This is a genomic window from Streptomyces sp. NPDC026538, from assembly GCF_055567535.1.
In genome coordinates this window covers 330014-343398 of sequence record NZ_JBVHQG010000010.1, presented here as the reverse complement: position 1 = coordinate 343398, position 13385 = coordinate 330014, and the positions used below count along the sequence as shown (strand labels likewise).

Annotated in this window: 11 protein-coding genes and 1 pseudogene; 5 read left to right on the top strand and 7 right to left on the bottom strand. The window is 71.4% G+C overall.

The window, feature by feature from the left end; translation table 11 throughout:
• The first annotated feature begins 152 nt into the window (after nucleotides 1-152).
• Complete coding sequence (locus ACZ4N4_RS35040) at nucleotides 153-2018, top strand: MFS transporter (protein ID WP_467596420.1); 1866 nt, start codon at nucleotides 153-155, stop codon at nucleotides 2016-2018.
• Nucleotides 2019-2023: 5 nt separating this feature from the next.
• Here the strand turns inward: ACZ4N4_RS35040 and ACZ4N4_RS35035 are convergent, their stop codons facing one another.
• Nucleotides 2024-2866: a hypothetical protein gene (locus ACZ4N4_RS35035; protein WP_453565330.1), complete on the bottom strand. Its 843-nt coding sequence runs from the start codon at nucleotides 2864-2866 to the stop codon at nucleotides 2024-2026.
• 80 nt (nucleotides 2867-2946) lie between these two features.
• On the opposite strand from ACZ4N4_RS35035, the gene ACZ4N4_RS35030 reads away from it, so the two are divergent.
• Both ACZ4N4_RS35030 and ACZ4N4_RS35025 read left to right on the top strand, forming a co-directional pair.
• Complete coding sequence (locus ACZ4N4_RS35030; RefSeq protein ID WP_467596417.1) at nucleotides 2947-3735, top strand: SDR family oxidoreductase; 789 nt, start codon at nucleotides 2947-2949, stop codon at nucleotides 3733-3735.
• 228 nt (nucleotides 3736-3963) lie between these two features.
• The gene (locus ACZ4N4_RS35025) at nucleotides 3964-5538 is read left to right on the top strand and encodes a sodium:solute symporter family protein (RefSeq protein WP_467596414.1); all 1575 of its coding nucleotides are present in this window, start codon (nucleotides 3964-3966) and stop codon (nucleotides 5536-5538) included.
• 98 nt (nucleotides 5539-5636) lie between these two features.
• Here the strand turns inward: ACZ4N4_RS35025 and ACZ4N4_RS35020 are convergent, their stop codons facing one another.
• Nucleotides 5637-6755 carry an ADP-ribosylglycohydrolase family protein gene (locus ACZ4N4_RS35020; protein ID WP_453565595.1) on the bottom strand — a complete coding sequence of 373 codons (1119 nt, stop codon included), beginning with the start codon at nucleotides 6753-6755 and terminating at the stop codon, nucleotides 5637-5639.
• A gap of 175 nt (nucleotides 6756-6930) precedes the next feature.
• A complete protein-coding gene (locus tag ACZ4N4_RS35015) occupies nucleotides 6931-7263 on the bottom strand; it encodes an ATP-binding protein (RefSeq protein WP_467596410.1) in 333 nt (110 codons plus the stop codon).
• 89 nt (nucleotides 7264-7352) lie between these two features.
• On the opposite strand from ACZ4N4_RS35015, the gene ACZ4N4_RS35010 reads away from it, so the two are divergent.
• Nucleotides 7353-7853, top strand: a complete 501-nt coding sequence (locus tag ACZ4N4_RS35010) for a DUF2165 domain-containing protein (protein ID WP_453565337.1) — start codon at nucleotides 7353-7355, stop codon at nucleotides 7851-7853.
• Here the strand turns inward: ACZ4N4_RS35010 and ACZ4N4_RS35005 are convergent.
• Entirely contained in the window at nucleotides 7841-8395 is a 555-nt protein-coding gene (locus ACZ4N4_RS35005) for an NADPH-dependent FMN reductase (RefSeq protein WP_467596407.1), read from the bottom strand. The genes ACZ4N4_RS35010 and ACZ4N4_RS35005 overlap by 13 nt on opposite strands.
• Here ACZ4N4_RS35005 and ACZ4N4_RS35000 point away from each other — a divergent pair.
• A pseudogene (locus tag ACZ4N4_RS35000) lies at nucleotides 8374-8928 on the top strand (MmyB family transcriptional regulator); the annotation flags it as partial. The gene ACZ4N4_RS35005 and the pseudogene ACZ4N4_RS35000 overlap by 22 nt on opposite strands.
• 22 nt (nucleotides 8929-8950) lie before the next feature.
• Here ACZ4N4_RS35000 and ACZ4N4_RS34995 read toward each other — a convergent pair.
• The 3 genes from ACZ4N4_RS34995 to ACZ4N4_RS34985 form a co-directional block, all read right to left on the bottom strand.
• Nucleotides 8951-9511 (bottom strand): hypothetical protein, encoded by a 561-nt coding sequence (locus ACZ4N4_RS34995; protein ID WP_467596405.1) that lies wholly within the window; start codon nucleotides 9509-9511, stop codon nucleotides 8951-8953.
• Nucleotides 9512-9621: 110 nt separating this feature from the next.
• Nucleotides 9622-12210: a bifunctional FO biosynthesis protein CofGH gene (locus ACZ4N4_RS34990; protein ID WP_467596402.1), complete on the bottom strand. Its 2589-nt coding sequence runs from the start codon at nucleotides 12208-12210 to the stop codon at nucleotides 9622-9624.
• A gap of 259 nt (nucleotides 12211-12469) precedes the next feature.
• On the bottom strand, nucleotides 12470-13315 hold the full coding sequence (locus ACZ4N4_RS34985) for an LLM class F420-dependent oxidoreductase (RefSeq protein WP_467596400.1): 846 nt from the start codon (nucleotides 13313-13315) through the stop codon (nucleotides 12470-12472).
• Between the last annotated feature and the right edge of the window lie 70 nt (nucleotides 13316-13385).

Here is a 13385-nt window from a genome sequence, read left to right as displayed (position 1 = left end):
CCCCAGGGCCCCGCGGCGGGGTGCGTGCTAGCGTCACGAATCGGGGCAGGTCGTCGGCCGCCGGGACACGGCCGCGAACTGGACGAGAAGCGGCCGGTAACACCGTGGAACGCGGCCGAGAACAGAAGACGGGACACGGGGAGTGCCTTCAGGTGGCCACAGCGGAGCCGACACGCGCCGACGACGCCGATCCGGGCCCGGTATCCGGCCCGCGAATAGCCGTGCCCGAAACCGGTCCGCACGGCGCGCACGACAGACCCGGCACGCAGCGTAACGGCAGGCTCCGTCACCTCCTCGACCTGGACGAACCCCTGCGCCAGTGGCCGTCGCGCCACCCGGTGCTGGCGGTCACGGCCCTCGCCGGCGTCCTGCACGTCATCTGGCTCTTCACGTTCGCGAACAGTGGTGGCGATCTCGCGGCTCAGGACGCCTGGGCCGAGTTCGTCGGCCGGCATCCGGACTCGGCGTACAACCTCGCCTGGTACGGCGGTATGCACCCGGTGTCGTACAGCGTGGTCTCGCCGTACCTGATGTCGGTGCTCGGTGTCCGTACGACGATGATGATCGCCGGTACGGTCTCGGCCGGGCTGCTGACCCTGCTCCTCATCCGCAGCCGCGCGGTCAGGAACCCCCTGTGGGCCTCGCTCGCCGGGGTGCTCGCGCTGATCTGCAACGCGGTGTCCGGACGGGTCACCTTCGGGCTCGGCACGGTGTTCGCGCTGGCCTCGGTGGGGGCGGTGTTCTGCTGGCCGTACCGCTGGCGCCACAAACGGTGGGCCAAGGCACTGGTCGCGGCCCCGCTGGCCGCCCTGGCGACCATGGCGTCGCCGGTCGCCGGGCTCTTCGTCGGCCTGGTCGCGGTCGCGCTGTTCCTGCAGAAGCGACGCCCGGGCGCCTGGGCGCTCGGTCTGGCACCCGCGGTCGTGGTCGCCGTCTCCGCCTGGCTCTTCCCGTTCTCCGGCACCCAGCCGATGGGCTTCGGCTCGGTGATCATGCCCCTGCTGTACGGCCTGCTCTGCCTCTTCCTCGTCCCCAAGGAGTGGAAGACGGTCCGGCTGACGGCGGCCGTGTACAGCGTCGGGGTCGTGCTGGTGTGGCTGGTCAGCTCGCAGATCGGCTCGAACATCTCGCGGCTGCCGATGCTGTTCGCCGGCGCGACCCTGATCGCGGCCCTGCCGTACACCGTGCCGCGCTCACGCAAGTACTACGTCACCGTCCTCGCCTTCCTCGGCTTCGTCGGCTGGATCGGCTTCAAGGCCGTCGACGACATCGTCCATACGACCCCGGCCGCGTCCTGGGCCCGCGAGCTCGCCCCGCTCGTCCACCAGCTCCAGCAGGTCGGCGCCGAGAAGGGCCGCGTCGAGGTGGTCCCGGCCCGCTCGCACCGGGAGGCGTCCGCGCTCGCGCCGTACGTCAACCTGGCTCGCGGCTGGAACCGCCAGGCCGACATGGAACGCAATCCGCTCTTCTACGACGACACCCTCAACTCCGCGAACTACCACGAGTGGCTGCAGCGCTGGGCCGTGCACTTCGTGGTGCTGCCGAAGGACGAGCCCGACGGCGACGGCGGCGAACGCGAGCGGGCCCTGGTCCAGCGCGGGATGCCGTACCTGAAGCAGGTGTGGGGCGACGCCAACTGGCAGCTGTTCCGGGTGACCGACCCGGTGCCGCTCGCCGAGCCGAACGCGGTGGTGGACAGCGCCGAGCAGGGCGAGCTGACCATCGAGGTGCGCAGTGCCGGGCGGATCCTGATCCGGATCCCGTACTCGCCGTGGCTGAGCATCGTGGACGCGGACGGCAAGAGCCTGAAGCCGCCGCAGGAGACCCAGGCCTCCAAGCACCGGGCCGAAGGCACGCCGAAGACGTACGTCAACGTCAACGGCTGCCTGACGGAGACGGCGGAGGACGCCAAGGGCGACAGGTGGACGATGCTGCTGGCGCCGAAGGCGGGCACCTACCGGCTGGCGGCGCCGTACCAGCTGCCACGGGGCACGCCGTGCCCCGACGAGCTGAAGTGACCGGGTCAGTCGCGCAGCTCCGCCACGTAGCGGTCCGTGCCCGGCACCGTCGGTAGGAACGGGGCCACCAGTTCCACCCTGCCCAGCCCGGACCCGGCCACGTCCTCGTCCAGCCCGGTGAAGCGGGCGTCCCAGCACTCCCTCGGGTCGCTCTCCAGGAACCACAGCAGCGTCAGCCGAGTGTCGACGCCCTCCACCTGCTTCACGTACGTCATCCGGTCGCCGGGCAGCGGCGTCGGGCGGAACACCGTGACCATCGCCGTCGGTGAACCCGCGAGCCGCTTCGGCAGGTGCCGGCCGCGCAGCCACTCCAGCAGTTCGGCCCGCTGCTCGGGCGACTCGCTGTCGATGACCTGCACCACCAGCCCGGCGTACGGGTGGTCGAGGGCGTGGAAGTCGCGGGGGCCGGCCGCCCCGTCCCGGTACACCGTGGCCTCGTGGTCCTGGAACGCCGTGAAGACGTGGGTGCGGTCCTGGTAGACCCGCGCGTCCCGGTTCAGGCGCCGGTTGACGGCGACCGTCCACTTCATGTGGTCGGCGTAGCGGCCGTCGGTGATCCAGTAGACGGAGAGGTAGCAGCCGGTGGTGACGGGCTGGGCGATCGCCGACTTCTCGGGGTAGCGCAGGAGCTGCAGATCGCGGGTGGCGACCCAGCGGCGGCCCGCGTACATCCAGGGCATGGCCATGGCGCCGGCGTAGTAGTGGTCGTCCTCGTACCAGCGGTTGTACGCGTACTCGTGGCCGGGGTGCGGCTCGACCATGGTGATGAGGGCGTGGCCGGGGCGGACGCCGTACGGGCCGACCGCGGCCAGTTCGGCGTACACATCGCTTCGCGTGTCCTCGCTCATGCGCCTTCCCTTCCTTCCGCCTGCGCTCGCCCATACTCTGACGCTCCGTCAGATAAAGCGCCAGAGCCGGGAGGTCATCGATGTCACTGCTGATGGGCAAGACGGTCGTCGTCTCGGGGGTCGGCGCCGGGCTCGGGCACCAGGTGGCGGCGGCCGTCGTACGGGACGGCGGGAACGCCGTGCTCGGTGCGCGGACCGAGGCGAACCTCGTCAAGAGCGCGGCCGGGATCGACCCCGAGGGCGGCCGGACCGCGTACCGCCCCACCGACATCACCGACGAGGGCCAGTGCGAGGCGCTGGCGGCGCTGGCCCGGGAGCGGTTCGGGTCCATCGACGCGGTGGTGCACGTGGCCGCGTGGGACTCCTACTTCGGCGGGGTCGAGGACGCGGACTTCGCGACCTGGGCGTCGGTGGTCGACGTGAACCTGCTGGGCACGCTGCGGATGACCCGGGCCTGCCTGCCGGCACTGAAGGCGGCGGGCGGCGGCTCGGTGGTCTTCGTCGGGACGCAGTCGGCCGTCGCCGCGCCCTCGCAGGTGAGGCAGGCCGCGTACGCCGCCTCGAAGGGGGCGCTGACCAGCGCGATGTACTCGCTGGCGCGGGAGCTGGGGCCGTACCGGATCCGGGTCAACACGGTCCTGCCGGGCTGGATGTGGGGGCCGCCGGTGCAGGCGTACATGCAGTTCACGGCTCACACGGAGGGGGTGCCGGAGGACGAGGTGCTGGGGCGGCTGACGGGGCGGATGGCGTTGCCGGAGCTGGCGACGGACGGGGACGTGGCGGACGCGGCGGTGTTCCTGGCGTCGGACCGGGCGCGGGCCATCACGGGGCAGTCGCTGCTGGTCAACGCGGGGGAGCTGATGCGCTGAGGCACTGGTTCCGGCCATTCGGATCGCGCCAGGTTGTTCATGCACATGAACCAAGGTCAGTGAGGCGAACGATTTTACTGTCCCTTGACCATACGCCCGCTTGTCGTGCCCGCGTAACCGAACCCACGATGAGCGGGCACTTCGCGGCCTTCCCCGTCCCCACTCCGCTTATGCGAAGTGCCAGCCAGCTGAGCGGAGTTCAGAAGGCGGACCCTGGAAGGGGGGCACATGAACGGGCTCGACTGGGCCGTGCTCATCGGCTACTTCGGCGTGATGGTCGCGATCGGCGTCTGGTCGCACAAGCGCGTGGACAACGTCAGCGACTTCTTCACGGCCGGCGGAAAGATGCCCTGGTGGCTCTCCGGCATCTCGCACCACATGTCGGGCTACAGCGCGGTGATGTTCACCGGCTACGCGGGCATCGCCTACACCTACGGCGTGACGTCGTTCGTCACCTGGTCCTTCCCGATCGCGCTGGGCATCGCGATCGGCTCCAAGCTGTTCGCGCCGCGCATCAACCGGCTCCGCTCCCGCCTCCACGTGGCGTCGCCGCTCGAATACCTGAAGAACCGCTACAACCTGTCCACGCAGCAGGCGCTGGCCTGGTCCGGCATGCTGCTGAAGATCGTGGACGTGGCCGCCAAGTGGGCCGCGATCGCGACCCTGCTGTCGGTGTTCACGGGTGTCTCCCTCAACCAGGGCATCCTCATCACCGGCGCGATCACCGCGGTCTACTGCACGATCGGCGGCCTGTGGGCGGACGCGCTGACCGAACTGGGCCAGTTCATCATCCAGTTGCTGGCCGGCGTCTCGATGTTCGTCGCCGTCGTCCTGAAGCTGAACGACAAGGGCATCGGCTTCTTCGACGCCTTCGACCAGCCGGCCCTGCACGGCCACGGCAAGCCGCTGGTGGGCCCTTACGGCACGGTCTTCCTGCTCGCCTTCCTCTTCATCAAGCTCTTCGAGTACAACGGCGGCATGCTCAACCAGGCCCAGCGCTACATGGCGACGGCCGGCCCCAGGGAGGCCGAGCGCAGTGCCCGCCTCTCCGCGGCCCTGTGGCTGATCTGGCCGGTGGTCCTGTTCTTCCCCATGTGGATGTCGCCCCTTCTCGTCCACGCCCAGAAGCCGGACGGCTCCGACTCCTACGGCCTGATGACCGAACAGCTCCTCCCCCACGGTCTGCTGGGCCTGGTCGTCGTCGGCTTCTTCTCCCACACGATGGCGATGTGCTCCTCGGACGCCAACGCGATCGCGGCCGTCTTCACCCGTGACGTGGCGCCGGTGCTGTCGTCGCGGGCCCGGTCCTGGAGCGAGCGCTCCGGCCTGATCGCGGCCCGGGTGACGACGGTGGTCTTCCTCGGCCTGTCCATGGCGGTGGCCACCCAGGTCAACTCGCCCACGTTCAAGGACATCATCACCGTGGTCATCAAGTGGGTGGCCGGTCTGATGGGCCCGATCGCGATCCCGATGATGCTGGGTCTGCTCCGTCCGTTCCGCCGCTCCGGTCCGACGGCCGCGCTCACCAGCTGGGCGGCGGGCCTGCTGGCCTTCTGGCTGGTCAACTACCCGATCAACTGGAACGTCGACGGCGGCGTACCGCTCCAGTACCAGGTGTCCGTGCCGTTGGCGGTCTCCCTGGTCCTGTACATCCTCATCGGCTACCTGAAGCCGGAGGACACCCCGGAGCGGCTCGCGATCATCGAGACGGTGAACACGGACGGGGACAGCGCGGCGGCGACGGCCCCGGTACCGGCCCAGGCCCAGGCTCCGGCGGGCGGCGGGGAGGTCCTGCGGGACTGACCGACGGCCCCTGGGGCGGGCCGACGGCCGACGGGCCCTCTGACGGTGCCTGGGCCGACGGCCGCCGGGCCTGCTGACGGGGCCTGGGCCCGGCCGGCTCAGGCGCCCCGCGGGTAGCGGGCCAGCCAGCCGGGGGCCGCGCCCGCCGGGCTGTGCAGGGCCGGCCCCTGGGTCATCTCCATCGCGAAGTCGTCGGCGAGTTCGAGGATCGTAGGACGGCCCTCCAGTTCGGCCACCCAGGCCGGCGGGAGGGCCGTCTCGCCGTGCAGGGCGCCGAGCAGACCGCCGGTGAGCGCGCCGGCGACCGCGGAGGGCCCGGCCTGGTTGACGGCGAGGCTCAGCCCGTGCCGTACGTCCTCACCCACGAGGGCGCAGTACACGGCCGCGGCGAGCGTCCCGTCCGCCGCCCCGTCCCCGGTCAGCTCCTCGACCCGGGCCGGGGAGGGCATCCCCTGCCGTACGGCGCCGAGCGCGTGCTGCAACGCGTCCGAGACAGGCTGGTGCCCGGGTCTCGCGGCGAGCAGGGCCAGCGCCCGCTGCACGGCCCCGTCCAGCGAGTCCCCGCGGGCCAGCGCGTGCACGATCACGGCGTACGCGCCCGCGGACAGACAGGCGGTCGGATGGCCGTGGGTCTGCGCCGCGCACTCCACGGCCAGCTGGACGACGAGCTGCGGCTCCCAGCCGACGAGCAGTCCGAACGGCGCGGACCGGGCGACGGCCTCCGGCCCCATGTCGTCAGGGTTCTTCGGCGACTCCAGGGTCCCCATGGTCTCGTCCCCGAGCCCGATCAGCAGCGACCGCGTCGGGTCCCGCCGGGCGTACAGCCACTCCTCCCGGGCCAGCCACCCGTCCTCCTTGCGGCGCTCGTCCGGGCCCCAGTCCCGCTGGGTGGCCGCCCACCGCAGATAGGCGCGATGCAGGTCGGTGGGCGGATGCCAGGCGCCGGTATCCCGTCTCACCTGGGCTCTTATCAATCCGTCCACGGTGAACAGGGTCAGCTGGGTGTGATGCGTCACGGTCCCGCGCCGCCCGTACCCGTACCCGAGATCGACCAGCCCCTCGGGCCCGTAGGCCGCCCGGATCTCCTCCAGCGTCATCCCGTCGACGGGCCCGCCGAGCGCGTCCCCCACGGCCGTACCGAGGAGGGATCCCCGCACCCGGCTCCGGAAGTCCTGCTGCTCGGCACGACCCCAGACGGCACCCACTGTCGCACCCACCATGACCTCCTCACGGGCACCGTCCGTACGTACGACAGCCAGCACTGTAATCGACCGGGAACGGTCCGCTCAGGGGGCAGTTAGGTATGCGAAGTGTGGGTTGTGTGGTCCCAAGTGGCCGGTTTTCGGCCGGGTGGGGGAGGTGGGCGGGGTTGGTCAGGCGACGCGGCGGGCGTCAGCCGTACCAGGTGACGTTGCACACGTACACACACTCGTGGCGCGGTACGGGCAAAAACTGATGAAGCCGCGGCCTCCGAGGATGTCGAACTCTCGGGAGGTGGGGCGGCAACTGCCCGGCCTCCCGGGCGATCTGCTCCAACTCCCGTACCAGGAAGGTCTTCCCGACCCCGGCGTCGCCGTGCACGTGGAAGAGGAAGCGGTGCCGCTCGTCCTCGGGCGGCAGGTCGAGGTTCCGCCGGAACGCGGCCCGCTCCTCGACCCGTCCGACGAACCCGGCCCTCCGGCGCCTTCCGATCAGCTTCTGCGTCGACGGCCGTGTCGACCCCATCCGCACCACCCCCGCCGCCGGTTCACACCAAGTCTGGCAGAGGCCCCGGGGGGAGGGTGTGAATCGGCGCGGCGGGGAAGGACGGTGGCATGTCCACCTCCCACGCGCCTCGTGCGCTCTCGCTTGCCGCTGCCCTTCTCACCGGTACCGTCGCTCTTTACATCGCCCTCGTCGCCCTGGGGAACATCACCGACTTCGGCACCAATCAGGCGTTCGTCCAGCATGTGCTGGCCATGGACACGACGTTCAAGGACGACGACCTGATGTGGCGGGCCATCACCGACAGAGGGCTGCAGAACACCGCCTACGTCGCCATCATCGTGTGGGAGACCGTCGCCGCGCTCGTGCTCGTCGCCGGGACCGCGCTGTGGTTCCGGCGCGACAACGGCCGTGCGCGGCGCCTGTCGACCTACGGTCTGCTGATGCTCGTGCTGCTCTTCGGCGCCGGGTTCATCGCCATCGGCGGTGAGTGGTTCTCCATGTGGCAGTCCAAGACCTGGAACGGTCTCGACGCGGCGACCCGGGTCCTGGTGCTCACCGGGATCGCGCTCGTCGTCGTACAGCTGAGTCCTTCGGATCAGGAGGGATAGGGCGCCGCCTCGCGGCCCGCGCGCAGGGTGGCCGTCCACCAAGCCAGTTGATCCAGCAGGACCTTGGCGTAGCCCGCCGTCCCGGCGTCCACCGGGCGGCCGTCCTGCCACGCGGTGAAGTAGTTCGGGAAGGCCAGGCCGTCCCGGACGGTCACCGCGTGGAGTTCCGTCAGCACGTTCTCCAGGTGCAGCACCGCGTGCCGGCCGCCCGCCGCGCCGCCGTAACTCACGGACGCGACCGGCTTCGCCGTCCACTGGTCGAAGTGCCAGTCGATGGTGGCCTTCAGCGCCGCCGGGTAGCTGTGGTTGTACTCGGGGGTGACGATCACGAACGCGTCCGCCGCCGCCAGGGCCGCCGTCAGGCACCGCATCCCGGACGGGCGGCGGTAGGCGTCGCCCGCGTGCTTCGGTGACTCCGCGGGGAGCGCGAGGGGGAGGTCGTAGGCGGCCATGTCCACGACCTCCACGTCGAAGCCACCGTGCGTGCGCGCCTGTTCGGCCACCCACTCGGCCACCACCGGCCCGAACCGGCCCTCCCGCACGCTTCCGATCAGTACGGCCCACCGTCCGGGAGACGCTTCGCCTCCTCGAACCCGGCCTCGCCCTGGTCACCAACCGGCTCGGCGACATCCTCGCCCGCACCGGCGCCTTCGAGGCGGTGATGGGCGGAACCGGACTGCTCGACGCCGACGACGTCCCGAACCTCACCCGGTACGTCTTCACCGATCCCCGCGCCCGCGCCCTCTTCCCCGACTGGGAGGACGTCGCGGACGAGCAGGCCTTCGACATCCGGCTCGGGCCGTCCGTCGAGAACTCCGAGTGGTTCACGACCGAACTCGCCCCGGTCGCCGGGGCCGAGTTCACCCGGCGCCTCAGCCGGCACATGATCCCGAAACGCGGCGTCCTCCGCCTCGCCCACCCGGCCGGCCCCGAACTCCGGCTGCGCCGCGAGACCCTCGAACTCACCGAGGACGCCCAGCAGTTGGTCGTCCTGCTGCCCGCGGACGAGTCGACGGGGGAGGCCGTCGAGCGACTCCGCCGGCTCCCGGCCCCGGGACTGCGGGCCATCTCCTGACGGGTCCGACGGCCACCGAGGGCTACTTGACCACCGTCACCTTGGTGTTCGGTTCCGTACCGAACGTCCACAGGGCCGCGCCGTCCGCCTTGTGCATGCGGATGCCGCTGGTCTGCTTGCCCGCCGCGGGCGGCGGGGAGGAGCCGTCGACCGCGTTGGAGAAGGCGATCGACAGGCCCGACTTCGCGGCGAAGTAGAGGATGTGCTCGATCTGGACGCCGTCCGAGCCGGTCGTGGCCGCCAGGGTCCTGGAGATCGTGTACGTGCCGGGGTCGGGGCTCACCGTCCCCGGCCACACCGTGAACGTGCGGGTCGCCTTGTCGCTCGCGTCGACCGTCCACACCCGCTTGTCGCCGAGCGAGTAGACGATACGGCGGCCCGTGCCGGAGGCGGCCGGCACGGCGGGGGCCTTCGGGGACGCGGAGGGGTGGGCGCCCGCCGACGCGCTCGCCGACGGGCGGACCGCCGCGGCCGTGGGGTGCGGCCCCTTGTCGGCCTGTAGGGCGAGGAAGACGACGGCCACCGTCGCCCCGGCCGTCAGACCGGTGACCCAGACCCAGGAGGGCAGCAGTCGGGCAGCCACGGGTACGCATCTCCTCCGTTATGAGGGCCCCACGTATTCGCACAGGGGTCGGATCATCGTACTGTGCGCTGCCCGCCCGCTCCGTCCGCTCCCCCGTCCACTCAGGCCAGTCAGTCCAGCACCGGCAGCAGCTCCGGCAGGTGGCCGTCGGACGCCTCCGCCGCCCGTCGGCGCTCCTCCGGCACCTCGCCGTACAGCGTCGTGCGCGGCTTCGCCGGACGGCCCGCCGCCTCGGCCACGGCGATCAGGTCCCGTACCGACTTGTACGAGCCGTACGACGAGCCCGCCATCCGCGAGATCGTCTCCTCCATCAGCGTGCCGCCCAGGTCGTTCGCGCCCGAGCGGAGCATCTCCGCCGCACCCTCCGCGCCCAGTTTCACCCAGCTTGTCTGGATGTTCGGAATGTAGGGGTGGAGCAGGAGACGGGCCATCGCCGTCACCGCGCGGTTGTCGCGCATGGTCGGGCCGGGCCGCGAGATGCCCGCCAGGTAGACGGGGGCGTTGGTGTGGATGAAGGGCAGGGTCACGAACTCCGTGAAGCCGCCGGTCCGCTGCTGGATGCGGGCCAGGGTGCGCAGGTGGCCCAGCCAGTGCCGGGGCTGGTCGACATGGCCGTACATCATCGTGGACGAGGAGCGGATGCCCACCTCGTGGGCGGTCGTGACGACCTCGATCCAGGTGGCGGTGGGCAGCTTGCCCTTGGTCAGGACCCAGCGCACCTCGTCGTCGAGGATCTCGGCGGCCGTCCCGGGGATGGTGTCCAGGCCCGCCTCCTTCGCGGCGGTCAGCCACTCCCGGATCGACATGCCGGTGCGCGTCGCGCCGTTCACCACCTCCATCGGCGAGAAGGCGTGCACGTGCATGCCGGGGACCCGCTCCTTCACCGCCTTCGCGATGTCGAAGTACGCCGTGCCGGGCAGGTCCGGGTGGATGCCGCCCTGCATGCAGACCTCGACCGCGCCGACGTCCCACGCCTGCTGGGCCCGGTCGGCGACCTGGTCCAGGGAGAGGGTGTAGGCGTCGGCGTCGGTGCGGCGCTGGGCGAAGGCGCAGAACCGGCACCCGGTGTAGCAGACGTTGGTGAAGTTGATGTTGCGGGTGACGATGTAGGTGACGTCGTCGCCGACCGCGGCCCTGCGGACGTCGTCGGCGATCCGGGTCAGCGCGTCCAGCGCCGGGCCGTCCGCGTGGAACAGGGCGAGGGCCTCGTCGTCGGTCAGCTTCGTGGGGTCGTCGGCCGCGGTCGCCAGGGCCTGGCGGACGTCCGTGTCGATGCGCTCGGGCGCCATGCCGGGGGCGGCCGCCTCGCGGAGGGCGCCCCAGTCGCCGTACACCTCGTCGAAGTCGTCACGGCGGTCGCCGGTACGGCCCTCGGTGTCGATGGTGGTGTGCAGATCGGTGCGGCCGGTCGCGACGAAGACCTCCTCCGGCTCCTGCCACGGGTGCCCCTCGACCACCGCGTCCGGGACCGCCAGGCCGGTCTCCGGGTCGGCCAGCGCGGCCACGTGCGGGCGCAGCCGCGGATCCAGCCAGGGCTCGCCGCGGCGGACGAACTCCGGGTACACGCAGAGACGTTCCCGCAGCTGGAAGCCGGCGGCCGCCGATTTCGCCGCCAGTTCCTCGATCTGCGGCCAGGGGCGTTCCGGGTTGACGTGGTCGATGGTGAGCGGGGAGACCCCGCCCCAGTCGTCGATACCGGCCGCGATCAGGCGCTCGTACTCGCTGTCGACGAGGTTGGGCGGCGCCTGGATGTTGCCGGCCGGACCCATGACGAGCCGGGCCACCGCGACCGCCGCGACCAGTTCGTCCAGCTCGGCGTCCGGCATCCCGCGCATCGCCGTGTCCGGCTTGGCGCGGAAGTTCTGGATGATCAGTTCCTGGACGCCGTGGTACGAGCGGGCGACACGGCGCAGCGCGAAGAGGGACTCGGCCCGCTCCTCGTACGTCTCGCCGATGCCGATCAGGATCCCCGAGGTGAACGGCACCGAGGAACGGCCCGCGTCCTCCAGGACCCGCAGCCGGACGGCGGGTTCCTTGTCGGGGGAGCCGTGGTGCGGCCCGCCCGGCTCGGACCACAGACGGGTCGCCGTCGTCTCCAGCATCATGCCCATGGACGGGGCGACCGGCTTCAGCCGCTGGAAGTCGGTCCAGGACAGCACGCCCGGGTTGAGGTGCGGCAGCAGGCCGGTCTCCTCCAGGATCCGGATGGAGATGGCCCGGACGTAGGCGATCGTGTCGTCGTAACCGTGCGCGTCGAGCCACTCGCGCGCCTCCGGCCAGCGGTCCTCCGGCTTGTCGCCGAGGGTGATCAGGGCTTCCTTGCAGCCGAGGGCCGCGCCCTTGCGGGCCACGTCGAGGACCTCGTCCGGGGACATGAACATCCCGTGTCCGGCCCGGCGGAGCTTGCCGGGGACGGTCACGAACGTGCAGTAGTGGCACTTGTCGCGGCACAGGCGGGTGAGGGGGATGAAGACGCTCTTCGAGTACGTGATGACGCCCGGGCGGCCCGCCTGTTCCAGACCGGCGTCGCGCACCCGGGCGGCCGACGCGGCGAGGTCGTCGAGCGCCGCGCCGCGCGCCTGGAGCAGCACGGCGGCCTCGGAGACGTCGAGGGCGACGCCGTCCCGGGCGCGTTTGAGGGCGCGACGCATGGAGTTCTCGGTGGGGCCGCCGGTTCCGGGACTCGCGGAAGTCGTCATTCTTCGAGCATACGGAGGGCTCCGCCGGTTCAGCCGGGACGGGGGTTCCGGGAATGGGCTGCGGTGCGTTGCCGGGTGTCGCTGCGTTGTGGCTGGTCGCGCCGACGCGGCGGCAGCCGCGGATCGATACAGCCCCGCGCCCCTGAGGAGGCGCTCGCTGCAGCGCCCCCTCTTTCAGGGGCGCGGGGAACTGCGCGAGCGATCACCCCCGACCCGCAGCCGCCCACCACCCCGATCCGGCGGACAGTCCGCAACCCGCTCAGAGGTACTCCGCGTAACCGTCCAATGCCCCCAGTACTTCGGCCTCCCCCGCCGGAGGCAACTGCACCACGACCTCCTCGATGCCCAGTGCGGCGTAGTGCGCGAGCTTGCCAGGGGTCGGGAAGACGGCGTACGGGACGACCTGGAGCGCGGCCGCATCCCGCCCCGCGTCGGCCCACACGCCCCGCAGGACCGGCATCGACTCCGACAGCCCGCGGCCCCCGATCGGCATCCACCCGTCGGCGTACTCCGCGATGTGGGCGAACAGCTTCGGCCCCGCCGCCCCGCCGATCAGCGTGCGGGGGCCGGCGACCGGGCCGCGCGGTTTCTGGACGGGCTTGGGATACGCCGACGACGCCCGTACGCTCCCGAACTCTCCTTCGTAGGCGGTCGGTTCGTCCGCCCACAGCGCCCGCATCAGAGCCATCCGGTCCCGGGACAGCTCCCGCCGCGTCCGCCAGGCCACGCGGTGGTCCGCGGCCTCCTCGACGTTCCAGCCGAAGCCGACGCCGAGCGTGAAGCGGCCGCCGGACAGGTGGTCGAGGGTGGCGATCTGCTTGGCGAGGTCGATCGGGTCGTGCTGGGCGACCAGGGTGATGCCGGTGCCGAGGCCGAGGCGCTCGGTGACGGCGGCTGCCTGGCCGAGGGCGACGAAGGGGTCGAGGGTACGGCCGTACTCGCGGGGCAGGTCGCCGCCGGCCGGGTACGGGGTGGTCCGTTCGACCGGGATGTGCGTGTGCTCGGGCAGGTACAGCCCGGCGAAACCGCGTGCCTCCAGCTCACGGGCGAGCCGGACGGGGGTGATGGTCTCGTCGGTGAGGAAGATCGTGACGGCTATACGCATGGGCCATCTGTACCGGGGGTGGCGCGATATGTCCATACCGACTGGTCGGCATCACGCGCCCCGTCTTTCA